The sequence below is a fragment of the Ruegeria sp. CDSA236 genome (assembly GCF_059611285.1).
The window spans coordinates 189012-212705 of sequence record NZ_JBXWPG010000001.1; the positions used below are offsets into that span (position 1 = coordinate 189012).

23 protein-coding genes and 1 tRNA gene are annotated in these 23694 nt (G+C 55.4%); 10 read left to right on the plus strand and 14 right to left on the minus strand.

Going from position 1 to position 23694, the window contains the following annotated elements; genetic code table 11:
- The first annotated feature begins 111 nt into the window (after nucleotides 1-111).
- Nucleotides 112-1116: a GlxA family transcriptional regulator gene (locus tag AC2FLB_RS01005; protein ID WP_496691228.1), complete on the plus strand. Its 1005-nt coding sequence runs from the start codon at nucleotides 112-114 to the stop codon at nucleotides 1114-1116.
- On the opposite strand, the gene AC2FLB_RS01010 is transcribed toward AC2FLB_RS01005, so the two are convergent.
- Nucleotides 1113-2210, minus strand: a complete 1098-nt coding sequence (locus tag AC2FLB_RS01010; protein WP_496708456.1) for a PQQ-dependent sugar dehydrogenase — start codon at nucleotides 2208-2210, stop codon at nucleotides 1113-1115. The genes AC2FLB_RS01005 and AC2FLB_RS01010 overlap by 4 nt on opposite strands.
- A gap of 153 nt (nucleotides 2211-2363) precedes the next feature.
- Here AC2FLB_RS01010 and AC2FLB_RS01015 point away from each other — a divergent pair, with 153 nt between their 5' ends.
- The 7 genes from AC2FLB_RS01015 (at nucleotide 2364) to AC2FLB_RS01045 (ending at nucleotide 8515) form a co-directional block, all read left to right on the plus strand.
- Nucleotides 2364-3545: an ABC transporter substrate-binding protein gene (locus tag AC2FLB_RS01015; protein WP_142633772.1), complete on the plus strand. Its 1182-nt coding sequence runs from the start codon at nucleotides 2364-2366 to the stop codon at nucleotides 3543-3545.
- 130 nt (nucleotides 3546-3675) lie between these two features.
- A complete protein-coding gene (locus tag AC2FLB_RS01020) occupies nucleotides 3676-4464 on the plus strand; it encodes an ABC transporter ATP-binding protein (protein ID WP_271947144.1) in 789 nt (262 codons plus the stop codon).
- Nucleotides 4461-5291 carry an ABC transporter ATP-binding protein gene (locus tag AC2FLB_RS01025; RefSeq protein ID WP_142633769.1) on the plus strand — a complete coding sequence of 277 codons (831 nt, stop codon included), beginning with the start codon at nucleotides 4461-4463 and terminating at the stop codon, nucleotides 5289-5291. Before AC2FLB_RS01020 ends, AC2FLB_RS01025 begins: the two co-directional genes overlap by 4 nt.
- Nucleotides 5292-5389: 98 nt before the next feature.
- Nucleotides 5390-5767, plus strand: coding sequence for a hypothetical protein (locus AC2FLB_RS01030; protein WP_496708457.1), 378 nt, complete (start codon nucleotides 5390-5392; stop codon nucleotides 5765-5767).
- Nucleotides 5767-6777: a branched-chain amino acid ABC transporter permease gene (locus AC2FLB_RS01035; protein ID WP_496693159.1), complete on the plus strand. Its 1011-nt coding sequence runs from the start codon at nucleotides 5767-5769 to the stop codon at nucleotides 6775-6777. The genes AC2FLB_RS01030 and AC2FLB_RS01035 overlap by 1 nt, the downstream gene beginning before the upstream one ends.
- Entirely contained in the window at nucleotides 6774-8087 is a 1314-nt protein-coding gene (locus tag AC2FLB_RS01040) for a branched-chain amino acid ABC transporter permease (protein ID WP_496708458.1), read from the plus strand. Before AC2FLB_RS01035 ends, AC2FLB_RS01040 begins: the two co-directional genes overlap by 4 nt.
- Nucleotides 8088-8263: 176 nt before the next feature.
- Nucleotides 8264-8515, plus strand: coding sequence for a hypothetical protein (locus tag AC2FLB_RS01045; protein ID WP_142633761.1), 252 nt, complete (start codon nucleotides 8264-8266; stop codon nucleotides 8513-8515).
- A gap of 36 nt (nucleotides 8516-8551) precedes the next feature.
- Here the strand turns inward: AC2FLB_RS01045 and AC2FLB_RS01050 are convergent, their stop codons facing one another.
- Nucleotides 8552-10093, minus strand: coding sequence for a helicase HerA-like domain-containing protein (locus AC2FLB_RS01050; protein ID WP_496708459.1), 1542 nt, complete (start codon nucleotides 10091-10093; stop codon nucleotides 8552-8554).
- A gap of 433 nt (nucleotides 10094-10526) precedes the next feature.
- Between AC2FLB_RS01050 and AC2FLB_RS01055 the strand changes: the two genes are divergently transcribed.
- Nucleotides 10527-11144 carry an invasion associated locus B family protein gene (locus tag AC2FLB_RS01055; RefSeq protein ID WP_142633757.1) on the plus strand — a complete coding sequence of 206 codons (618 nt, stop codon included), beginning with the start codon at nucleotides 10527-10529 and terminating at the stop codon, nucleotides 11142-11144.
- A 41-nt stretch (nucleotides 11145-11185) separates the two neighbouring features.
- Here the strand turns inward: AC2FLB_RS01055 and AC2FLB_RS01060 are convergent, their stop codons facing one another.
- Genes AC2FLB_RS01060 through AC2FLB_RS01075 form a run of 4 tightly spaced genes read right to left on the minus strand, consistent with a single transcriptional unit; the run spans nucleotide 11186 to nucleotide 15360 of the window.
- The gene (locus tag AC2FLB_RS01060; RefSeq protein ID WP_496708460.1) at nucleotides 11186-12394 is read right to left on the minus strand and encodes a beta-ketoacyl-[acyl-carrier-protein] synthase family protein; all 1209 of its coding nucleotides are present in this window, start codon (nucleotides 12392-12394) and stop codon (nucleotides 11186-11188) included.
- A 9-nt stretch (nucleotides 12395-12403) separates the two neighbouring features.
- Nucleotides 12404-12661 carry an acyl carrier protein gene (locus AC2FLB_RS01065; protein ID WP_142633752.1) on the minus strand — a complete coding sequence of 86 codons (258 nt, stop codon included), beginning with the start codon at nucleotides 12659-12661 and terminating at the stop codon, nucleotides 12404-12406.
- A gap of 32 nt (nucleotides 12662-12693) precedes the next feature.
- The gene (gene lpxD / locus AC2FLB_RS01070; RefSeq protein WP_496691225.1) at nucleotides 12694-13785 is read right to left on the minus strand and encodes a UDP-3-O-(3-hydroxymyristoyl)glucosamine N-acyltransferase; all 1092 of its coding nucleotides are present in this window, start codon (nucleotides 13783-13785) and stop codon (nucleotides 12694-12696) included.
- A gap of 36 nt (nucleotides 13786-13821) precedes the next feature.
- Nucleotides 13822-15360 carry a L,D-transpeptidase family protein gene (locus AC2FLB_RS01075; protein WP_496708461.1) on the minus strand — a complete coding sequence of 513 codons (1539 nt, stop codon included), beginning with the start codon at nucleotides 15358-15360 and terminating at the stop codon, nucleotides 13822-13824.
- A gap of 421 nt (nucleotides 15361-15781) precedes the next feature.
- Here AC2FLB_RS01075 and mepK point away from each other — a divergent pair, with 421 nt between their 5' ends.
- Nucleotides 15782-16351: a peptidoglycan L,D-endopeptidase MepK gene (gene mepK / locus AC2FLB_RS01080; protein ID WP_142633747.1), complete on the plus strand. Its 570-nt coding sequence runs from the start codon at nucleotides 15782-15784 to the stop codon at nucleotides 16349-16351.
- Between the two features lie 165 nt (nucleotides 16352-16516).
- Here mepK and AC2FLB_RS01085 read toward each other — a convergent pair.
- From AC2FLB_RS01085 to AC2FLB_RS01120, 8 genes are all read right to left on the minus strand, one after another.
- A tRNA-Arg gene (locus tag AC2FLB_RS01085) sits at nucleotides 16517-16593 on the minus strand.
- Nucleotides 16594-16659: 66 nt separating this feature from the next.
- Entirely contained in the window at nucleotides 16660-17880 is a 1221-nt protein-coding gene (locus AC2FLB_RS01090; RefSeq protein WP_496708462.1) for a cysteine desulfurase, read from the minus strand.
- 14 nt (nucleotides 17881-17894) lie between these two features.
- The gene (locus AC2FLB_RS01095; RefSeq protein WP_496695491.1) at nucleotides 17895-18461 is read right to left on the minus strand and encodes a YIP1 family protein; all 567 of its coding nucleotides are present in this window, start codon (nucleotides 18459-18461) and stop codon (nucleotides 17895-17897) included.
- Nucleotides 18458-18943: a YIP1 family protein gene (locus AC2FLB_RS01100; protein WP_496708463.1), complete on the minus strand. Its 486-nt coding sequence runs from the start codon at nucleotides 18941-18943 to the stop codon at nucleotides 18458-18460. The genes AC2FLB_RS01095 and AC2FLB_RS01100 overlap by 4 nt, the downstream gene beginning before the upstream one ends.
- On the minus strand, nucleotides 18943-20223 hold the full coding sequence (sufD, locus tag AC2FLB_RS01105; RefSeq protein ID WP_271947165.1) for a Fe-S cluster assembly protein SufD: 1281 nt from the start codon (nucleotides 20221-20223) through the stop codon (nucleotides 18943-18945). The genes AC2FLB_RS01100 and sufD overlap by 1 nt, the downstream gene beginning before the upstream one ends.
- Nucleotides 20223-20978 (minus strand): Fe-S cluster assembly ATPase SufC, encoded by a 756-nt coding sequence (sufC, locus tag AC2FLB_RS01110; RefSeq protein ID WP_142633737.1) that lies wholly within the window; start codon nucleotides 20976-20978, stop codon nucleotides 20223-20225. The genes sufD and sufC overlap by 1 nt, the downstream gene beginning before the upstream one ends.
- 70 nt (nucleotides 20979-21048) lie before the next feature.
- Nucleotides 21049-22569, minus strand: coding sequence for a Fe-S cluster assembly protein SufB (gene sufB, locus AC2FLB_RS01115; RefSeq protein ID WP_142633735.1), 1521 nt, complete (start codon nucleotides 22567-22569; stop codon nucleotides 21049-21051).
- Between the two features lie 18 nt (nucleotides 22570-22587).
- Nucleotides 22588-23667 carry a cysteine desulfurase family protein gene (locus AC2FLB_RS01120; protein WP_142633733.1) on the minus strand — a complete coding sequence of 360 codons (1080 nt, stop codon included), beginning with the start codon at nucleotides 23665-23667 and terminating at the stop codon, nucleotides 22588-22590.
- Nucleotides 23668-23694: the final 27 nt, after the last annotated feature.

The window sequence follows — 23694 nt, forward strand, 5'->3', positions numbered from 1 at the left end:
GCCATATACGATTTGGACCTCTTGACGTCGCAAACAAGCTTTGATCATGGTGGCGGTCAAATCTGTCGCCGGACGTAGGGTCAAACGGCGCCGAATCAAGGACACCTCGCCATGCAAGAGCAACGCCAAGTTGTCACGGTGGAAACCACTGCGGCCAGCCCTCGTCATTTCGTGTTTGTCCTGTTGGACAAATTCTCGCTGCTGTGTTTCGCATCCGCGCTGGATAGCCTGCGCATCGCAAACCGCATGGCCGACAAAGAGCTTTACAGTTGGAGCCTGTCTGGCGAAGGCGGCGAGACGATCAAATGCTCCGCCGGGACCGAGTTCAAACTGGACGCTGATCTAGCCGAGCTGCAGCGCGATGACGTCGTGCTGATCTGCGGCGGTGTCGATGTTCAAGCCGCTACCACCAAGAAAATTCTGAACTGGGTCCGCCGCGAAGCACGCCGGGGATTGCGCATTGGTGGGCTGTGTACGGCAGCTTATACCTTGGCCAAGGCCGGTTTACTGGATGGCAAGCGTGCGACAATTCACTGGGAAAACTCAGACAGTTTCACCGAAGAATTTGATGAGGTCGAACTGACCAAATCCGTATTCCAGATTGACGGAAACCGGATGACAACAGCCGGTGGCACTTCCTCTATCGACCTGATGCTGAAAATCATCGCCGAGGATTTCGGGGAAGACCTTGCCAACGCGGTGGCCGATCAGTTGATCTATTCCTCGATCCGCACCGATCAGGACACACAGCGTTTGTCGACCCCAACACGGATTGGGGTGCGCCATCCCAAGCTGAGCCAGGTCATCCTGATGATGGAGAAAAACATCGAAGAGCCGATCTCGCCTTCGATTCTGGCCAAAGAGGTCGGCATGTCCACGCGGCAGCTAGAGCGTCTGTTTCGCCGTTACCTCAGCCGGTCGCCTAAACGCTATTATATGGAGCTGCGCCTGCATAAGGCCCGGAACCTGCTGATGCAGACCGACATGAGCGTGATCAACGTGGCACTGGCATGCGGGTTTGCCTCGCCTAGCCATTTCTCGAAATGCTACCGGGCGCATTACAACACCACGCCCTATCGTGAGCGCGGTGCGCAAAGCGGGCGCTTGTCTGTTTAATCGCTGGGGGTCATGCGAAAGACAGCACCCTGCCCGACGGAAATAAACCAGATTGATCCATCCGGTGCCTCGACAATGTCGCGGACGCGTTCCGTCTGAGGGCCCTTGATCTGCTCGACCTCAGTCAATGGAGTGCCTTCAAGCCGAGCAATGTAGTCGAATTTGAGCGACCCGACGAATAGATCACCCTTCCATTCGGGCCAAAGCTTGCCTGAATAAATCAAAAGGCCGGATGGGGCGATGGAAGGGTCCCAATAGAATTCAGGCTGCACCATCCCCGGTTTCGCCGTCCCCTCGCCGATTGTTTGTCCGGAATAGTGCTTGCCATAGGAAATCACCGGCCAGCCATAGTTCCGCCCCGGCCGGATTAGGTTCACTTCATCACCGCCCTTGGCTCCATGTTCCGATACCCATAGATGCCCCCGTGCATCCAGCCCTGCACCTTGGGGATTCCGGTGGCCATAAGACCATATCTCTGGCTGAATTCCCGGTTGTCCGACAAATGGATTATCAGCCGGCACCGAGCCGTCCCGGTTCACACGGATCACCGAGCCGTTGTGACTCGATTGATCCTGTGCGGTCGGGCGATCACCACGATCGCCGATAGTGACAAGTAATGTCCCGTCCTTTGCCTCGACAATACGAGAGCCAAAATGACGCCCAGAATCCCCACCATTTTCAGCTTCGAAAATCGTGCGCAGATCGGTCAGCTTTGATCCGTCTTCGGACAGGCGCGCAATCGCAAGTGCAGTGCCTGCCCCCTTTGGTTGAGGCTTGGAATAGGTCAGGAAAACCTCACGGCTTTGCGAAAAATCCCTGGCAACGGTTACGTCCAGCAAACCGCCCTGCCCCTTTGCAACCACATTGGGAGTGCCTTTGACGCGAACTATGTTTCCCTCCGACACGAACAGAAGATCACCGTCGCGCTCAGTTACCAGAAAGGACATGTCAGGCAGGATGCCGACTGCCCAGGGCGTATCGAGCCCCTTCACCATCGCCGTCACACGCGCCGATCCGGAGTTGGTAGTTAGCGATTCTGCCCCTGCCAACCCTGAAACAACAGATAAGATGAAGATCAAAGCTAGTCTAAACATCTCGTTCTCCTTACCGAAAACACCGCGCCGGGCACATCTGAACAACTAGAACTGTGCGCCACAAAAACACGTTTGCGTTAGGACTTTTCTTTTTCGAACAGCTTGCCTAGGGTCGTGCCCAGAACGAATACGTTCACAACTGGGAGTAACCATATGAAAAAGCTGCTTACAGCAACTGCAGCAACCGCCCTTCTTTCGGGCGCAGCTATGGCCGAAGACGTCACATTGGGTGTTCTGTTCGGCTTTACCGGACCGATTGAATCGCTGGCACCCGCAATGGGTTCAGGCGCCGAGATGGCGATGGCCGAAGTCACCGAATCCGGCAAACTGCTGGATGGCTCGACCGTCACCGCATCGCGCGCTGATACCGGCTGTATCGATAACGGTCTGTCCACCTCGAACGGTGAACGCATGATTGCCGACGGTGTTGCCGGCATCATCGGCGGCGACTGCTCTGGCGTGACCGGTGCGATCCTGCAGAACGTCGCGATCCCGAACGGGATGGTGATGATCTCACCCTCGGCCACCTCGCCTGGTCTGTCGACCATGGAGGACAACGGCCTGTTCTTCCGCACCGCCCCGTCGGATGCGCGTGAAGGTCAGGTTATGGCGGATATCCTGAATGATCGTGGTATCACCTCAATCGCGCTGACCTACACCAACAATGACTATGGCAAGGGTCTGGCAGACGCGATCCAGTCCTCGTTCGAGGCATCGGGTGGCGAGGTCACGATCGTGGCCGCGCATGAAGATGGCAAAGCAGACTATTCGGCCGAAGTCGGCGCGCTGGCCTCGGCCGGCGGCGACATTTTGGTTGTTGCCGGGTATCTGGATCAGGGCGGACTGGGCATCATTCAGTCGGCACTGGACAGCGGTGCATTCGACACGTTCGGCTTGCCCGGCGGCATGATCGGTGACTCGCTGCCCGCAAATGTCGGCCCCGACCTGAACGGCTCGTTCGGTCAGATCGCCGGTTCAGGTGGTGAAGGTGCTGAAAAGTACTTTGCCATGGCCGAAGCCGCCGGTTTTGACGGATCGTCGCCCTATTCGCCTGAAAGCTATGACGCCGCAGCGCTGTTCATGCTGGCGATGCAGGCCGCTGGTTCGACCAACCCGGCCGACTACGGCAGCAAGATCCTAGATGTTGCCAACGCTCCAGGAGAGAAGATCTATCCGGGTGAGCTGGCCAAAGGTCTGGAACTGTTGGCCGCAGGTCAAGACATCGACTATGTCGGCGCGTCCGGCGTTGAGCTGATCGGCCCCGGCGAAAGCGCAGGTTCGTATCGCGAGATCGAAGTCACTGACGGCGAAAACAAGACCGTCAACTTCCGTTGATTTTGACCTAAGAAGACCTGAAAATAAGCAGCCCGGACCTTGTGTCCGGGCTGCTTCAGTGAAAAAAGACCGCACCTCTTCAATGAGGGTGTGAAAACAAGAACGCCGAAAACGGCGGCTAGGGGAAAAGATGATCGTCGTCGAGGACGTGCATAAGCATTTCGGCGGGTTTCATGCGGTGGATGGGGCATCGCTGGAAATCCAGAAGGGTTCGATCACCGGCCTGATTGGGCCGAACGGGGCCGGAAAGACAACTCTGTTCAACGTGATCGCGGGTGTGCTCCCGCCCACCTCTGGGCGCGTGTTCATGGATGGCGAGGACATAACCGGCTTGCCACCGCATGATCTATTTCACAAAGGTCTGCTGCGCACTTTTCAGATCGCGCATGAATTCTCCTCGATGAGTTGCCGAGAGAACCTGATGATGGTGCCCGGCGCGCAATCCGGGGAATCACTTTGGAACACCTGGTTCGGCCGCAAACGCATCGCTAATGAAGAGCGCGCGTTAAAGGCTAAGGCTGATGAGGTGTTGGAGTTTCTGACCATCGAACATCTGGCCGATCACAAGGCCGGTCAGGTCTCGGGCGGGCAGAAAAAGCTGCTGGAACTTGGCCGTACCATGATGGTCGACGCCAAGATCGTGTTTCTGGACGAGGTCGGCGCGGGTGTGAACCGCACCCTGCTGATGACCATCGCCGACACAATCCTGCGCCTGAACAAGGAACGCGGCTATACTTTCGTGGTTATCGAGCACGACATGGATTTCATCGGCAAAATCTGCGACCCGGTCATTTGTATGGCCGAGGGCAAGGTTCTGGCCCAGGGCACTCTGGACGAGATCAAAGCCAATGAGCATGTGATCGAAGCCTATCTGGGCACCGGCCTCAAGAACAAAGACAAGCTGGAGGCCGGGGCATGAGCGATAATCCTTATCAGGATGACCACGGCAACAAGGATGCCTCGATCACCAATACACACGGCATGGGCACGATGACGCCCGCACATCGCAAAAGCGGAAAGACGCACCGCGTCGAAGGTGGCCCATTCCTGATCGGCGACACCATGACCGGAGGCTACGGCAAGGGCCCGGATATCCTGCATGATTGCACGATTTCAGTCGATGCCGGTGAAATCGCTGTAATCGTTGGCCCCAACGGCGCCGGTAAATCCACTGCAATGAAGGCCGTGTTTGGGATGCTGGATGTCCGCGCGGGATCTGTGCGACTGGACGGAGAAGACATCACCAACCTGTCGCCCCAGGATCGGGTGATCAAGGGGATGGGCTTTGTTCCTCAGACCTCGAACATCTTCACGTCGATGACGGTCGAAGAAAACCTTGAGATGGGTGCCTTCATCCGTCGTGACGACTTTTCAGACACGATGGAACAGGTCTATGACCTCTTCCCCATTCTCCGAGACAAACGCAACCAAGCCGCCGGAGAGCTGTCGGGGGGTCAACGCCAACAGGTCGCCGTGGGCCGCGCATTGATGACCCAGCCCAAAGTGCTGATGTTGGACGAGCCGACCGCTGGTGTCTCACCCATCGTTATGGATGAGCTGTTCGACCGGATTATCGAGGTTTCCCGCACCGGGTTGCCGATCCTGATGGTGGAACAAAACGCCCGTCAGGCGTTGGAGATCGCGGACAAGGGATATGTGCTGGTTCAAGGGCGGAATGCATACACCGGCACGGGCAAGGAACTGCTGGCCGATCCCGAAGTTCGTAAGAGTTTCTTGGGGGGGTGAGCACAGTGCAAATTTTGAGCTCAACATCCCGTTCACTTGATTGGCATCGGTCTGCCGTGGTTCAAAAGCCAAGGAACCAGATCGTTAGGATTACTGCCATGGCTTGCGCAATCGGTCTAACAGACAATTTTGCGTTGGCCGAAGCAGCAAACACTTTACCTCAGGTATTCGAAATAGAATGTGATTGGTCTAACGACCATTCGCTTGAAAGTACCGGCACGCTTTCTGGAACACCCACACTCGCTTATTCGTCGTCTTCCAAACCCATCAAACTTGACACCGCCATTCAGAACAACCCAATCGAGCAAATTGGGGTTGGCGGGGCACGGCATTTTCTGGTCCCTTCAATGGGGCCACTTGCAGGATTGACCATAACGGTGTTTCCTGATGGCCGAAGCGTACGTACACAGATTTACAACGCGCTCGGTGATCTCTCAGTTCAATCCAGCATCGGTACATGTGAGGTCATTGAATAATGGATTTCCTCAACGCCCTAGTGGCGCTCTCCAACTTCGTCCTCGTTCCTGCAATCGCCTATGGCAGCCAGTTGGCGCTGGGCGCTCTGGGGGTCACTCTGATCTATGGCATCCTGCGGTTCTCGAACTTTGCCCATGGCGACACGATGGCCTTTGGTGCGATGATCGCCGTGCTGGTCACATGGGGCCTGCAGGCCGCCGGGGTCAGTTTCGGGCCGTTACCGACCGCTCTGCTGGCCCTGCCCTTTGCCATTCTGGGCTGTATCGTTCTGGTTCTGATCACGGATCGGCTGGTTTACCGTTTCTACCGGGAACAAAAGGCCAAACCGGTCATTCTGGTGATCGTCTCGATGGGCGTGATGTTCATCATGAACGGGCTGGTGCGGTTCATAATCGGGCCGGATGATCAAAGGTTCTCGGACGGTGAGCGGTTCATCGTTTCAGCGCGGGAATTCAAGGCGATGACCGGGCTGCGTGAGGGGTTGGCGATCAAGACCTCTCAGGGCATCACCGTGGTTGTGGCCGTAGTCGCCGTGGCACTTTTGTTCTGGTTTTTGAACAAAACCCGCACCGGCAAGTCGATGCGCGCTTATTCGGATAACGAGGATCTGGCGCTGCTGTCTGGCATCAACCCTGAACGTGTGGTGATGATCACTTGGATCCTTGTCGCGGCGCTGGCGACAACTGCGGGTGTGCTTTACGGGTTGGACAAGAGCTTTAAGCCCTTTGTCTATTTCCAGCTTCTGCTGCCGATCTTCGCTTCGGCCATCGTCGGCGGCCTCGGCAACCCGCTGGGCGCTATCGCGGGCGGGTTCATCATCGCGTTTTCCGAGGTGACGATCACCTATGCGTGGAAAAAGGTGCTGACCTATATGGCACCGGAACATCTAGAGCCCTCGGGATTGGTCCAATTCTTATCCACCGATTACAAATTCGCGGTCAGCTTTGTTATCTTGCTCATCGTGCTTCTGTTTAAGCCCACAGGTCTGTTTAAGGGGAAAGCAGTATGACCGAGACTGTCAAAAATACGCTGCTTTTCGTGGTTGTTGGCGGCCTGATCCTGTTGACCGGATTCACGCAAAGCTGGAATTCGGCGATCCTGATCCTGAACATGGGGTTGATCTCGGCCATCATGGCGCTTGGGGTGAACTTGCAATGGGGCTTTGCGGGCCTGTTCAACGTTGGTGTTATGGGCTTTGTTGCGCTGGGCGGGCTGGCGGTTGTGCTGGTCTCAACCCCGCCGACACCCGGCGCGTGGTCATCCGGAGGATACGGGATCGTCCTTGCGTTGCTGTTGGGGGCTGCGACCGTCGTTGCGGCGGTTCTGGTGGCAACAAAAATACCGAGGGGCCGTGTACAGACGATTGCCATCGTCGCGATTCTGATCGCCGGGTTTTTCATTTACCGTGCGGTGTTTGACCCCAGCGTTGCTGGTGTCGAAGCCATTGACCCAGCCGTTGCGGGCAACCTTGGCGGGTTGAATCTGCCGGTTCTGTTGGCCTGGCCCGCGGGCGGTGTGCTGGCCGCCGGTGCCGCTTGGCTGATCGGCAAAACAGCCCTTGGCCTGCGCTCGGACTATCTGGCGATTGCGACGCTTGGGATTGCCGAAATCATCATCGCAATCATGAAAAACGAGGACTGGCTGGCCCGAGGTGTCAAGAATGTCTACGGCATCCCACGCCCTTCGCCCGTGGTCGGCTATGAGGTTGAGCTTCAGCAGGATCCATCCTTCATTGCCCGTGCCGATTGGTTTGGGCTGGACCCTGTCATCGCCTCGACCCTGTCGGTCAAGCTGGGCTATTCCCTGCTGTTCATGGTTGTTCTTCTGATCCTGCTGTGGATGGCCCAGATGGCGCTGCGCAGCCCCTGGGGCCGCATGATGCGCGCCATCCGTGACAACGAGGTTGCAGCCGAGGCGATGGGTAAAGATGTCACCCGCCGCCATTTGCAAATCTTCGTTCTGGGCTCTGCCATCTGCGGTATCGCGGGCGCGATGATGACAACGCTGGACGGGCAGTTGACGCCGGGTACCTACAACCCTCTGCGCTTTACATTTCTGGTCTGGGTCATGGTGATCGTGGGCGGATCGGGCAACAACTTTGGTGCTGTGCTGGGCGCATTCCTCATCTGGTTCCTGTGGGTCCAGGTCGAACCGATTGGGTTGTGGCTTATGAACCTGATCACGTCCGGAATGCCCGATGGCAGTGCGCTCAAGACGCATCTGATCGACAGCGCGGCCCATATGCGACTGTTCACGATGGGGTTGATTCTGCTGATTGTTCTTAGATTCAGTCCAAGAGGGCTGATCCCCGAGAAATAGGGCCACAGAACCTCCAATATATGGAACCGCGTCAAGAAATTGGCGCGGTTTCTTGATTTTGAGTGAGGAACTTACTAGAGCAAATCATCGGCCTGACATGTTTCACAGTCGTGTTCACCAATTATTTGCCTTTGTGCAGACTACTACCATTTGCCCGCAGGGAATAGAAAACACCGATGAAAACCACTCTTACAAAGACACTCATTCTGCTGCCGGTTCTTGCCTCTTTGACCGCATGTATTCCGTCACCAAAAGATCTGGAAACCACTCCGGTCAAGGTCCAGACCCCCAAGGGCGTGGTGACATGCCAGCTCTACCGGCAGAATCGCGTGGACTGGGACCGGGCAATCGACTTTCCGGCAACAAAAATGTCCGTCCCCGAGGCTGATGCATATTGCAGACAAGAAGGCCAACGCCGCCTGAAGTGACCGTTGTGAGGCCGGGCAATTAGCCCGGCTCGCCATTCAACGATTACGAAATAACCCGCCCAGAATGCCTCGGACGATCCTGCGCCCGGTTGTTCCCTTAAGCTCTTTAATGACGGCCTCGCTCATGGCGGTGGCAAAGGTGTCTTTCTTTCGCACGATCCGCGAAGAAGACCGCGTTACTTTGCTGCCTGAGTATCGGCGAGCCGTGGCAAATTCGCGTTCTGCAATCGATTGAGACTCAAGCTGTTCTTCTGCCTCGGCTGCGGCCTGTGCTGCGGCATCAGTCCGCGCCTGGAGCATCTCAAAGGCTGATCTGCGATCTATGCGGGTTTCGTATTTGCCTTTCATCGGAGACGCATTCATTACCGTTTGCCGTTCGGCAGCGGTAATCGGCCCCAACTGTGACCCAGGGGGACGGATCAAAGTGCGTTCGACGATGCCCGGAACCCCTTTCTTTTGCAGCATGGATGTAACCGCCTCGCCCACGCCAACCTCACGGATGGCGGCCTCAGTATCAAAGGTTGGATTCTCGCGGTAGGTTTCAGCCGCAAGGCGAAGGTTTTTCCTGTCTCGGGCGGTGAAAGCTCGCAAAGCATGCTGTACCCGGTTACCCAACTGACCCAGAATGTCTTCTGGGATGTCTGCCGGGTTTTGCGAGATGAAATAGACCCCTACGCCCTTTGATCGGATAAGGCGGGCGACCTGCTCGACCTTGTCCACAAGCACTTTGGGCGCGTCTTCGAACAACAGATGCGCTTCGTCAAAGAAAAATACCAGCTTGGGTTTGTCCGGATCGCCGACTTCGGGCAACTCTTCAAACAGTTCGCTCAGCAGCCATAACAGGAACGTCGCATACAGACGAGGTGATCCCATCAGCTTGTCAGAGGCCAGGATGTTCACCATGCCATTCCCGTTGGCATCGGTGCGCATAAGATCGGCCAGTTCCAGGGCAGGTTCGCCAAACAGATTGGTGCCCCCTTGATTTTCAAGAACCAATAACCGTCGCTGGATGGCACCGATCGAGGCGGTTGAGACATTCCCATAGCGCAGCGAAAGATTTGCTCTGTTCTCTCCGATCCAGACCAACAGGGCTTGCAGATCTTTCATATCCAACAGGGGCATACCTTCTTCATCGGCAACCCGAAATGCAATGTTTACAATGCCTTCCTGTGCTTCGCTCAGGTCCATCAGCCTGGACAACAACAAAGGTCCCATCTCGGATACTGTGGTTCGAACCGGATGGCCTTGCTGACCGAACAGGTCCCAGAAAGTGACCGGGCAAGCGGCATATTCGTAATCCGTGAATCCGATGGTTTCGGCACGCTTCTGAAATGCCCCATGTAGCTTGTGACTTTCACTGCCCGCCAGCGCCAAACCAGACAGATCACCTTTGACGTCAGACAGAAACACCGGCACCCCGGCCTTGGAAAACCCCTCGGCCAGGATCTGAAGCGTCACGGTCTTGCCAGTGCCGGTCGCACCGGCGATCAGGCCGTGGCGGTTGGCGTATTTCAACGACAACGTCTGCGGTTGGCTGTAATCTGCGCCACCACCGCCAAGAAATATGTTCTCACTCATATGCTTAAGGCCCTGTTTCCTACCGATCTCCGCCCAGCATACAAAGTTAACCTTTGGCTGCGATAGTTTTCTGGTTGTTCGTGTATGAGAATTCCGCGGTCAACAAACTTCCTCCCTGTCGACTGGCCGCGCGTTCACGCGCGGCCCTTTTTCCACCATAGCTTCATAATTAAATTTTCAGGTTAGCAGTTGACCACCGCGCCGCCCTCTCGTAACGTCTGCTCATAATTAAGTCGGCCGGTCCGACGGGGAGAAAAATTCATGAAAGGGAGCCGCTCCACCGGCTCCCTTTTATCTTGGCCACACGTGTTGCCCACGGGGCCTCAGGCGAGATTCCGATCACTTCTGTCTTTTTACGCTGCATAATGCCTGACACTGCGCGCCAGTGGTGCTAGACCCGGCGAAAAGCCACATCAACAATCACGAGGCAATTATGTTCAGGACACCGATAAAGCTTGTTGCGGCAGCTTTTCTTTTCAACGGCGCCGCCCTGGCGCAAGAGACCACCGACACGACAGAACCTGCCACCGAATCCCCTACGACCGAGCAGGTGGACAATGGTCTCGACCTGGGGCAGCCGGTCGATGAAACCGTCAAGGTCGGACAGCGCTATGACAAAGAAAAATTCGGCGACTGGAGCCTGAACTGTTTGAAGATGAACGCGGGCAAAGATCTGTGTTCGCTGCTGCAAGTCATAAATGGCCCGCAAGATGTGCCTATGGCTGAGTTTTCCATGTTCCGCCTACCCGAAGGCGGTTCGGCTGTAGCCGGAGCAAATATCTTGGTTCCGCTTGAAACCCTGTTGCAAGCGCAGCTGACCCTCTCAATCGACGGGGCGCCTGCCAAACGCTACAACTATTCGTTTTGTAACCCTGTTGGCTGTGTTGCCCAAATCGGCCTGACCCAAGGGGATATCGACGCAATGAAGCAGGGTAGCAAGGCGACTTTGACCATCGTTCCAGCGCCCGCGCCGGATCAGGTGATCGAACTTGACCTATCTTTGTCCGGGTTTACTGCAGGTTACGACATTGTTGATGTCGCAACCAACTGAAGACTACATTTTCGAGAAAGCCGTTTAACCCAGCGGCTTTCTCAAACCCGCTTCAAGGCAAGTACTGCGTTCAGACCTCCGAAAGCGAAAGCGTTGCTTAGCGCAACCTCGACTTTCGCATCGCGTGCCTCGTTGGGCACAACGTCCAAAGCACATTCCGGATCTGGTTCTTCGTAGCCAATCGTCGGTGCAATCACCCCATCTCGCAGGGCCATGATACAGGCCAAAAGCTCTACCGCGCCGGTTCCGCCAATCAAGTGACCATGCATCGACTTGGTGGATGAGATCAAAAGTTCGTCCGCATGCGGGCCGAAAACGCCAGCTACAGCGGCACATTCCGTTTTGTCATTGGCCGCAGTACCTGTGCCATGGGCGTTGATATAACCCACCTGATTGGCATTCAGGCCAGCATCAGACAACGCCCCTGACATCGCACGGGCTGCGCCCTGCTTGCTGGGCATCACAATGTCTGATGCATCCGAGGTCATCGCGAAACCAACAACTTCGCACAAAATTTCTGCCCTACGCGCCTTCGCGTGTTCGTATTCCTCGAACACGAAGATGCCCGCTCCCTCTCCTTGCACCATACCGTTTCGGTTGGCGCTAAAGGGACGACAGGCATCCTTGGACATCACCCGCAGCCCTTCCCAGGCCTTGACGCCACCAAAGCACAACATGGATTCTGAGCCGCCGGTGATCATCGCAGGGGCCGCCCCGCTGCGCACCATCTGAAAGGCTTGCGCCATCGCATGGTTCGATGAGGCACAAGCAGTCGATACGGTAAAGCTGGGACCTTTGAGGTTATGTTCCATCGATACGTGGCTTGCCGCCGCGTTGTTCATAAGTTTAGGAACAACAAATGGATGAACCCTGTTCTTCCCGTCCTCATAGACTGAACGGTAATTGTCGTCCCAGGTCGAAACGCCACCACCTGCTGTTCCCAGAACCACGCCAGATCGTGCAGCCAACTCACCGTGGAATTCGATCCCGGACTGATCTATGGCCTCTTTGGCCGCGGTCAGGGTAAACTGTGTAAACCTGTCATACAGAGTCATCTGTTGGCGGTTGAACCGACCCTCGGCTTCGAACCCCCGGACCTGCCCACCGATCTTGATCGCCAACCTGTCGACGTCTCGAAATTCAAGTTCCGAAATGCCACAACGGCCTTCCCGCATCGCCTCAAGCGTATCTGGAACTGAATGACCAAGCGAATTGATCGTGCCTGCCCCGGTTATTACTACCCGTTTCATTTGCTTGGGTCAGACCTTTTCTGCCACAAGCTTTTCGATCCCAGCAATGATCGCGGCGACATTTGAGATGTCAAAGTCACTGGCCGTTGGTTCATTGGCATTGAACGGAACGGTAATGTCGAACTCTTCTTCGATGGCAAAGATACTCTCGACCAGCCCCAGGCTGTCGATCCCCAGATCTTCGAGCGTACTTTCGGGCGTCACATCCGAAGGCTCCAACACGGCTTGTTCGGCAATGATGGCAATGACGCGGTCGGTGATGCTCATATCGATCCTCTGATTATCACGTTGAATGTGATTTAATCGCTCGGAGGCTGTTTGGAAACAGCCTTTTTCAACGCCTCCACGTCACGAAGCATCCGCGGCAATCTGCGCTGCGCCTTATAGACATCAGTAAAGGTTTCCATCTTCACAGCCGGGTAGCCCATCAACACACGACCGGCAGGTACGTTTGACAGGATTTTGGTACCACCGCCGACAATCACCCGGTCGCCAACGAAAATATTGTCCGAGACGCCTGATTGCCCACCCAGAACCACGTTATTGCCAAGCTCAACCGAACCGGAAATACCAGACTGACCACACAGCAGACAGTCATTACCAACGCGCGTGTTGTGGCCGATATGGACCTGATTATCCAGTTTTGTGCCATTCCCGATGCGAGTATTACGAATGGTCCCGTTGTCGATCGTGCAATTCGCACCGATCTCGACATCGTCGCCAATTTCCACAGAACCAAGCGAATGAATGCGCAGCCAGCTTTGCGCGCTGGCGTCTCCTGCATCCCCCAAGGTCTTGCGCGCGTTCTCTACCCCCGAAACTTCGGGCGTAACAAAACTGAACCCGTCGCTACCGATCCTTGCCCCTGGTTGCGCGATAAAACGATCCCCGATCTGCACACGGGCACCAATGCTGACCATTTCGCGCAGAACGGCGTCTTCGCCCAACACAGCATCCATGCCTATGACGCAATGCGGTCCGATATTCGCCCCTCTGCCGACCCGGGCCCGTGCACCAATGACTGCCAGAGGGCCGATTGAGACCCCATCTGCCACATCCGCAGTCGGGTCGATGACTGCAGAAGGGTGAACCCCGGATCCAAAGCCCTGCCCTTTATCCAGCATGGAGGTGATCCCGGCCATCGCCATCCGCGGTCGCCGAACGAATATTGCTGCCTTAAGCCCCAACGCCTGCCAGTCAGCACCTTCCCAAAGGATGGCGACCTGCGCCGAACCCGATCCCAGATCCTCGGCATATTTCGGCGACATCGCCATCGCCAGATCAGTGGCAGTTGCATCCGACGGTTCAGCAGCAGCATGTACGACCAGGCTGGCATCGCCCTGGAACTCAGCGTCAAGGGCATCTGCGATTTGTTGAACTGTATATTTCATGTGGGGCTTCCCGGAACTAGGACCTGCCCCCGGTGATTACCCCTGAACGTCCGGCAGGGCCACCCCTGCTTTCTGCAGAGCATTCCAGATTTTCTGATCACGGCCATAGACGTCGCGTCGGTACTGTACCTCACCTTTCGGGCCAATAAAGGCAGTGCGGTAAATCAAGTGGACAGGAACATGCTGCTCAAGTTTCACAGTGGTCTCTTTTCCAGTCGCGAGAATCCGATGGAAAAATGCCTTTGGGTTTTCTTCTTGCTTCGCCAACAGTGCGTAAGCGAATTCGAAAGGCTGAGCCAATCTGATACAACCATGCGAGAAGGCACGAGATTCCCGAGCAAACAAACTTTTCTGCGGTGTATCATGCAGATAGATGTTGTGCTTGTTGGGGAACATGAACTTCACCAGCCCCAGGGCATTGCTTTTGCTGGGCGGTTGGCGCATCGCAAAAGGAAAGTTGCTTGCGGTGAACTGAGTGAAATCTACTGCCCCGCGATTGACCTGGCGACCACTGCGATCGGTAATCTGAATATGCCCAACGGCATTTGGGTTGGACTGCAGCTGCGGCAGGTATTCCTTGGTGATGATCGAGCGTGGGACATACCAGCTGGGGTTAATGACCATATGTTCCATCTTGTCGGAAAACTCGGGGCTCCGACGATCATGGGTGTTCTTGCCGATCACAGCGCGGGTTTCAAAGGTAATAAAGCCGTCATCAACAATCTTGGCTGAGAAATCAGCCTGATTGACCAGAATGTGGCGTTCACCGCGCTCGCGCGGCAACCAGCGCTCACGCTCCAGCGCGACATAGACGGCCTTCAGACGATCCGAAGCAGTGCGGTTCAATTCAGTAATTGTGCCCGGACCCGCGACGCCATCTGCGGCAAGACCATGTGCGATTTGAAACCGTTGAACACCTGCCAGCAAGGCATCGTCAAAAACAGGGCTGGCTGTTGGGTTCATAAAACCCATTTCAACCAATCTGTTACGCATCGCTATTACGGCGGGTCCCGTATCTCCCAGCTCTAGCTTTGCTTGTGGAACAGTAGTTCCCCAACCGCCTTGGCGAACCAATTCTTCCAGCGCAAGTTTCTGCTTCATCAAAGCCCGGTACTGGGTCGAGCTTGGCGCCAACTGATCGAAATAGGCTGCATCCTCCGAGGTCGTCAGTCCACGCAGATGCCCTGCTGTCGAGGTCGGCTCGACCTTCCTGACTAATCCATCGTCTATATCGGATGGTCGTAAAAGGCCTGTCCTCATGTCCTGAGCATAGGCTGCAAAAACGCGTGTCAACTCGACCTCGACGGCCCCAAGCTCACGCGCTGATTTTGCTGATTGAAGTCGGTCAACCAAGCCCTGCGCATCATAGGCGTTCGCGGGTAGCCCGTGTAATTCGACCGCAGAAAGCCCCTCAATCAACCGTTGACGACGTTCAGCATGTGCAGCCGTGTCGCCAACCCAAACAGGCACGAATCCTCTTTCACGGTAGAAATCGGCAATCTCAGACCCGGAAGGTGCAAATTCGGCAACCGCCATCTGGAATGCGGTGTCAGGCTTGGCCTCAGTGTTCGCCATCGCCGAAGACGTTAGAAAACATGCGGCCAAAGCAATACCGGTGCTTGCACGAAGAACAGAGAACATTTGGAGCCCTTGAATTTTCTATATAATACGCCGTTTCAGGCAATGCCGAACAATTATGGTTTTGCTTGAAACCCATTGTCTATTCACAAATGCATCAATTTCGTGCTTATACCCAAGCGTGATGCTTGTTTGCATCGGACAGGTTTCCGCGACGGCCTAAGACGTTGGATCTTTGCCATTTTGCACCACCTGCGCAAAAAACTGCCGAAAATTCCCCCTTGAAAAGATGAATTCGAAAGACTTCTTGGCCGCCCTTCACGACTGTGTCATAAATCCCTCATCTGGGATGGGAATAAATTAATACAGCGCGCGTAACATCGTGTGCAGGCAGGAACAGTACGGGACGAAACACAAAATGACGACGAGCAGTTCCTCGGGTTTGACCCGGCGTGCTTTATTGGGCGCATTCGCAGCTACAGCAGTTGTAGCAACTCCAACCTACTCCAATGCAGCAGGATTTCTTCGTGGCGGTGGTGATATTCGCCGTATTCGCATGTATTCCGGACGCACTGGCGAGCGGATCGATATGATCTATTGGGTTGACGGTAAATACATCAAAGACGCGGTCAAAGAAGTGAACCACTTCATGCGCGATTGGCGCACCGACCAGGCCAAAGATATGGACCTCCGCACGATCGACATCATGGCGGCGTCGCATAATCTGTTGGATGTCAACGAACCCTATATGCTGCTGTCGGGCTATCGCTCGCCGCAGACCAACGCGATGCTGCGGTCACGGTCGCGCCGTGTTGCCAAGAATTCGTTGCACATGAAAGGCCAGGCAGCCGACCTCCGCCTGTCATCTCGTTCGGTCTCGCAAATGGCCAAAGCGGCGATGTCTTGCCGTGCTGGTGGTGTTGGCAAATACCACCGCTCGAACTTCGTGCATATGGATTGCGGTGTGGTAAGAAGCTGGGGCGGTTGATCCGCCCCGCCCGTCGTCAAGAGAACTTTGTCGCTCACGTAACCGTTTGAATGAGCAGATTTATCTGCCATTGCGGAGGTGCCATTCCACTCAGGCAGCCTCATAAATCCTGCGCAAACCGGCTGTTGCAGGTGATCTTCAATACGAGCCCAAATATTCAAGAAATGGCGCACCTGAGAGGATTCGAACCTCTGGCCTCTGCCTTCGGAGGGCAGCGCTCTATCCAGCTGAGCTACAGGTGCCTGAGCCGTTAGCTAACCTTGTTCCGGGCCGGGTGCAACTGAAAATCGACCCGGATCAAACAGGTTTCACGCGAACAGATCATGCGCAAGTTCAAGCGCTTCGATCAGGGTATCGACCTCATCTTTCGAGTTATAGAGACCAAAACTGGCGCGGCATGTCGCGGTGACTCCGAGGAAATCCATCAATGGTCCAGCACAATGGTGCCCGGCCCGAACGGCGACGCCCTTTTTATCCAAAATCGTCGAAATGTCATGCGCGTGGCCTGCACCGTCCAAAGTGAAGCTAAAGATCGCCGCTTTGTCCGGCCGTGCCCCCTGAAGCTGAATCCAGTTCAGCCCTGCAAACCTCTGCATCGCATAGTCTCGGATCCCGGCCTCATGAGCAGCAACGTTGTCCATCCCCAAATCCATCAGATAGTCCAGAGCGACGCCCAGTCCGATGGTTTGCACGATGCCAGGAGTTCCCGCCTCGAATTTCATCGGTGGATCATTGTAGATCACCTGACCCTTGCTGACCTCTTTGATCATGTCACCGCCACCGATAAACGGGCGCATTTCGGCCATCCGGTCAGATTTGATGTAAATCGCTCCCGATCCCGATGGGCCATAAAGCTTATGCCCGGTGATGGCGTAGAAATCGCAGCCGATATCCTGGACATCGACCGGCATATGCACGGCGCCTTGACTGCCATCCACCAGCACCGGGACGCCTTTGGCATGGGCGCCTTCGGTGATTGCTTTGACATCCACAACCGTGCCCAACACGTTCGAACAATGGGTCACCGCGACCAGCTTGGTTTTTGGACCGATGGCATCAATGACAGCTTGCGGATCAAGCCCGCCATCCGCATCCACATCCACCCATTTCAGCACTACTCCCTGACGCTCGCGCAGGAAATGCCAGGGTACGATGTTTGCATGATGCTCCATCACACTCAGGACGATCTCGTCCCCTGCCTGAAGACGCGGCATCGCCCAGCCATAGGCGACCAGATTGATGCCTTCGGTCGTGCCCGAGTTCAGAACAATCTCATCTTCATCCGTTACGCCCAGAAATCGGGCAATAGTTCCACGAACGGATTCGTATTTCTCGGTCGCCAGATTGGACAGATAGTGCAGCCCGCGATGCACATTTGCATATTCTTCGCTATAAGCCCGCGTCACAGCGTCAATGACAACCTGTGGCTTCTGAGCTGATGCTCCATTGTCCAGATAGGTCAGCGGCTTGCCGTTTACCTCTCGGGACAGGATCGGAAAGTCAGCGCGAATTTTCTGCAGATCGAACATCGTATTTTTCTTCCCTAAACCGGGCCGTTGGGTGTGAACATGAGGACAAATGAGATTGAAATCAGTGCGGATAACAGAATGACCCCAAAAGATTTCAGCATCGAGTTGAACTTATGAGCTTCATTCAGGAAATGCATTGAGACGTAAAGGCTGACAAGTGCGGTCGCCAGCAAAAACATGACCATCATAAATGGAACAACCATCGAAACGATCAGAGTCACCGACATCGCTGCGATCTGAAGGAATTGCAGCCAGATCGTCAGGATCAGGATATCTTTGAATGTCGCAACGCCCCCTATAGTACGACCAACAAAAAGAAGAGCCACCACGCTGAGCAGCATCGCGCCTGACGAACGCAGAAGGTTCAGAATAACAGGATCAGAAACGGGAAGCGGTTCACCCTGCGGGACAGGGACCATCTGTTCAATACCAATTTGGATGGCACCGTTCAGAACGACAGCCAGAAAGAATGCCAGCCAGACAACTTCACGCCCGGGACGCAGATCCAGCAACCGTCTTGCCGCTTCGGCAGGGTTGGTCAGGGTCAGAACAGCAATCTGACTCAGCACGGCCGGATTCATTCCGCATACCTTTGCGCTTGCCTAAGGCCCGAAAACCAGAACCACAGGAATACGACAAACCAGACCAACCCGACAGTGGTCATGGTTGTCCCCGGACCGATAAAACCAGCGACAAGGCCGTTCAGCAAAATCAACGGCGTCGAGGATAGCAACGCCCAGAACAGAGCCAACCTTGCGCCATAGGCAGTCCCCTTTCCGCCGAACAGACGCGCCGCACCGTGGGACACGAAGGCCAGAAGGTAGAAGAACAGCGGCAAGATAATGACCGTTCCAAGCAAGGCACCGCCCAACAGCATGTTAAGTTCGAGGTCTTCGAGATGCGCCCGTCGGGACAAACGTGGCAGTTGCGCAATGAATGCCACCACGCAGAACGCCATTACAAAGACCAAAGCGCGGTCCTCACGTTCGCCCAAATCCAAAAGCCGGCTTACAACCCGGCCTGGTCCACGGTATGTGGCCACTATATCCGTCGTTACCGGCATCAGCTTCGCCGAGAAAGCCAGCCTTCAAGGCGGTCAACCATAGCCTCCGCAAGGCCTTCATCCTCGATCTCTTCCACAGCCTCGGCCAGGAACGACAAGGTCAGCAAATTTGTTGCCTCTTTGACGGGCACACCCCGAGACCGCAGGTAGAACAGAGCCGTTTCATCAAGCGCACCTGATGTCGAACCGTGCGAACAGACAACGTCATCGGCATAGATCTCAAGCTCGGGCTTGGCGAGGAACTGACTATCATCATCCAGTAGCAAAGACTGGCTAATCTGATACCCATCTGTTTTCTGAGCGCCCTCTTTCACAAGGATCTTGCCCTGAAACACGCCGGTCGCGCCGTTGCGCAGCACCTTCTTGAACACCTGGCGGCTTTCGCAACCAACCGCGTCATGGGTGACGAATACCGTGTCGTCATGGTGAAAGTCGCCATCTCCGACGCAGGCACCGGCCACGTGCGCCACCGCATCATCGCCGGTCAATTCGATCACCTGTTCGTTCCGGGTCAGAACACCGTTCATGGTCAGGGTGAAGGATTTGTAGACAGAATTGGCACCCAACCGTGTAAACATATGCGTCGCCGCACGACGCTCGTGGTCACGACCCTGGGCCCGCACATGGTGCAGCGAGCCACCATCGGCAATGTCAATTTCCATACATTTGTTGAAACGCGATGCCGCCGGCCCGTTTTCGAGAATGGTAACCTCGGCGTCAGTTTCGACCCGTACTACGTGATGCAGGATCGCATCCGAATCCTCGGACGCATGGCGATAGATCAGGCTGATCGGTTTCGATGGCTTACCGGTCACATGGATGGCCACGCCGTCTGATGCAAATGCGGTGTTCAATGCGGCCAGCGGGCGCTGAACCGGAACTTGTCCATTCGCTTCAAGAACGCCATACAAGTCTTTGGCCCAATGGATATCTTTGCAGCAAATATCTTCAAGCCGGTCGATCGAAACACCTTCGAGCGTCAGATCATCGGACTCTTCGGGATTGAACACTCCGTCAACGAAGACAATCTTCAAGCGGTCGAATTCATCGAACATTTGCGGCTCGTCCGACTCGAACAGCGCCGCATGCGCTGCATCAGCCGATACGAGCGTATCGGGTTGGGTGTATTTCCAGTACTCGTCGCGCCGGCTGGGCAAGCCCATTTGGCGCACACGGGCAATCGCATCCTCGCGCGCAGCGCGAGTACATCCGGCATCGGGCAACGACAGGACGGCCAGCCGCTCCTCCGTCGCAGTCTGTTTTGCTTGGGGCAACGCCATCAGTTCACCTCGGCCAAAATGTCGGCATAACCGTTGTTTTCGACCTCAAGTGCCAACTCGGGACCGCCAGTTTTTACAATCCGCCCATCGGCCATGATATGTACGACATCAGGTTTGATGTGGTCCAGAAGGCGCTGATAATGCGTGATAACAAGGAAGCCACGCGCTTCGTCGCGCAGCGCGTTCACGCCCTCTGCAACCAATTTCATCGCGTCTACATCCAAACCGGAATCTGTCTCGTCCAGAATGCACATTTTGGGCTCTAGCATGGCCATTTGCAGTATTTCGTTGCGCTTTTTCTCACCGCCAGAAAAGCCAACATTCACAGGGCGCTTCAGCATATCCGCATCGATCTTCAACGATTTGGCCTTGGCGCGCACCTCTTTCAGGAAATCGGCTGCCGAAAGCTCTTCTTCCCCACGGGCCTTGCGCTGTGAATTCACAGCGGTGCGCAGAAAGGTCATGTTGCCAACGCCCGGGATTTCAACCGGATATTGGAACGCCAGGAAAACACCAGCTGCTGCGCGCTCTTCCGGTTCCATCTCGAACAGGTTCTCACCACCAAGGGTCGCCGAGCCTTCGGTCACTTCATACCCATCCCGACCGGACAGCACATAGCTGAGCGTCGATTTGCCCGAGCCATTTGGCCCCATGATCGCATGTACCTTGCCAGCCTCAACCTTCAGGTCGACACCTTTGAGGATTTGCTTGTCTTCTTCTTCAAGTTTGACGTGCAGGTTTTTGATTTCCAGCATGTTTATTTCCTTTGGCGTATCGCAAGAGGGTCATGCCCCCTGTATGTTCTGAATTCAGGGAAAGTCGGGATTAACCCACAGATCCTTCGAGACTGATGGCCACCAACTGCTGGGCCTCCATCGCAAATTCCATTGGCAGTGCCTGTAGCACGTCCTTGCAGAACCCGTTGACAACAAGGGCCACGGCCTCTTCCTCGTCCATTCCGCGCTGACGGCAATAGAATAGCTGATCATCATCGACCTTCGACGTCGTCGCTTCATGCTCGACGCGCGATGAGTTGTTCTTGACCTCGATATAGGGCACCGTATGCGCCCCGCATTTGTCACCGATCAGCAAGCTGTCACACTGGGTGTAATTGCGGCTGTCCTTGGCTTTCGGATGCATCGAGACCAACCCGCGATAGGTGTTCTGCGCCTTGCCCGCGCTGATCCCTTTCGAAACGATCCGAGACTTGGTGTTCTTGCCGAGGTGGATCATCTTGGTGCCAGTGTCGGCCTGCTGATAGTTATTGGCAATCGCGATCGAATAGAACTCACCCTGACTTTCATTACCGCGCAGGATGCAGGACGGGTATTTCCATGTCACGGCAGAGCCGGTCTCCACCTGCGTCCACATCACCTTTGACCGGTCGCCGCGGCAATCCGCGCGCTTGGTCACAAAGTTATAGATGCCACCCTTGCCATTCTCATCCCCGGGGTACCAGTTTTGAACGGTCGAGTATTTTACCTCGGCATCTTCCTCGATAATGATTTCGACCACGGCAGCATGCAGCTGCGCAGTGTCGCGCTGAGGCGCAGTACAGCCTTCCAAGTAGCTGACATAGCTGCCTTTATCGGCAATGATCAGGGTACGTTCAAACTGACCGGTGTTCTCCGCATTGATGCGGAAATAGGTGCTCAGCTCCATCGGGCAGCGTACGCCCGGCGGGATGTAGACAAATGACCCGTCCGAGAACACGGCTGAGTTCAGCGTGGCATAGAAATTATCGGATACCGGAACCACGGTGCCCAGGTATTTCTTGACCAGCTCGGGGTGTTCCCTGATCGCTTCAGAGATCGAGCAGAAGATCACACCTGCCTTTTTCAATTCCGCCTGAAAAGTTGTGCCAACGGACACCGAGTCGAACACCGCATCCACAGCCACCTTGCGGCCCTCAGCAGGCATATCCTCAGCACCTTCGACGCCAGCCAGAATCATCTGTTCTTTCAGTGGGATACCGAGCTTTTCGTAAGTGGCCAGCAGCTTCGGATCCACTTCATCCAGCGATTTCGGCTTTACCTCCATCGATTTCGGACGGGCATAGTAATACTGGTTCTGAAAGTCGATTTCGGGATAGCTGACCATCGCCCATTTCGGCTCTTCCATCTTGGTCCAGCGTTCGAACGCGGCCAGACGCCATTCGGTCATCCATTCCGGTTCTTCATTCTTGTCCGAGATCAGACGGACGATATCGGGGTTCACGCCTTTTGGGGCGTATTCCATCTCAATATCGGTGTTCCAGCCGTATTTATAGGTTCCGGCCTCGCGCACCGCATCAACGGTTTCCTGATCGACACCTTCTTTTACCTGAGTCTGGTCCAAAGCGGCCATGACTTATCCTCCGTCAGATCACGCGGCACGCGCGCGATGCTTTTTCTCTTTTTCCAGCCACGTATCCGCGAAACGCAGCACATCATCTTCTGTCGTCCAAGGGCCGAGCGATACGCGAATTGCGCTGGCTGCCGTTACCTCGTCATATCCCATTGCCGTCAAAACTCGGCTGGTCTTTACCTTGCCACTTGAACAGGCCGAACCTGCGCTGATCGCAAATCCAGCCAGATCCATCTGCATAACTTGCGTCTCCCCTTTCCATCCGGGAGTTGCAAAACACAAAGTGTTGGGGAGTCGCTCCTGATCTTTCCCGACAAAAATAGTCGCTTTCGATCCGGCCTCAAGAGCGTTCTCTAGAATATTTCTAAATTTAGCAACATTTTCCCAAACACCGTTAGCCAGATCTTTCACTGCGGCCTCGGCAGCGGCACCAAAACCCGCGATTCCAACAACGTTTTCCGTCCCGGAGCGCCGGCCCATTTCCTGCCCGCCACCAACCGCAAGCGGGTTGATGTCCAGCCCTTGTTTTAGGATCAGAGCGCCAACACCCTTAGGACCGCCGATTTTATGCGCCGAAAGAACCGCCATATCCGCATCGCTCCAGGCGAAGGAAAAGGGAATACGGCCAACAGCCTGTGTAATATCCAGCAACAACCAATCGGCGCGCCGTGCGCCATAGGGCCACTGACCTTCGACCTTTTTCGGTGGCAAAGTAACGATACCTGTTTCCGAATTCGCCAACCCCATTGCTAAGATGTGACCAGGTCCGAACGGGCGTTCGTTGCAATTCGATAGATCAAGATGCGACCAAAGGGCGTCATGCGCCGTTGCATCGACGAACACATCGCAATTATTCGGTCTATTCTGCAAGGCCCGAGCCGCTTCGGTCGCACCAGAGGTAAAAATAACTTCCTGCGGTCGGCACCCGACAGCTTCGGCCACCTGCGCCCGTGCACGCTCGACCATGGCCTTTGCCGCTCGTCCTTCAGCGTGAACCGAGGAAGGGTTACCGATCTGATCCATTGCCGTGATCATCGCATCGCGCGCTTCGGGGCGAATTGGCGTTGTGGCGTTATGATCAAGGTAAACACGATTCATGGATGCACCTTTTGGCAACCAAAGGGA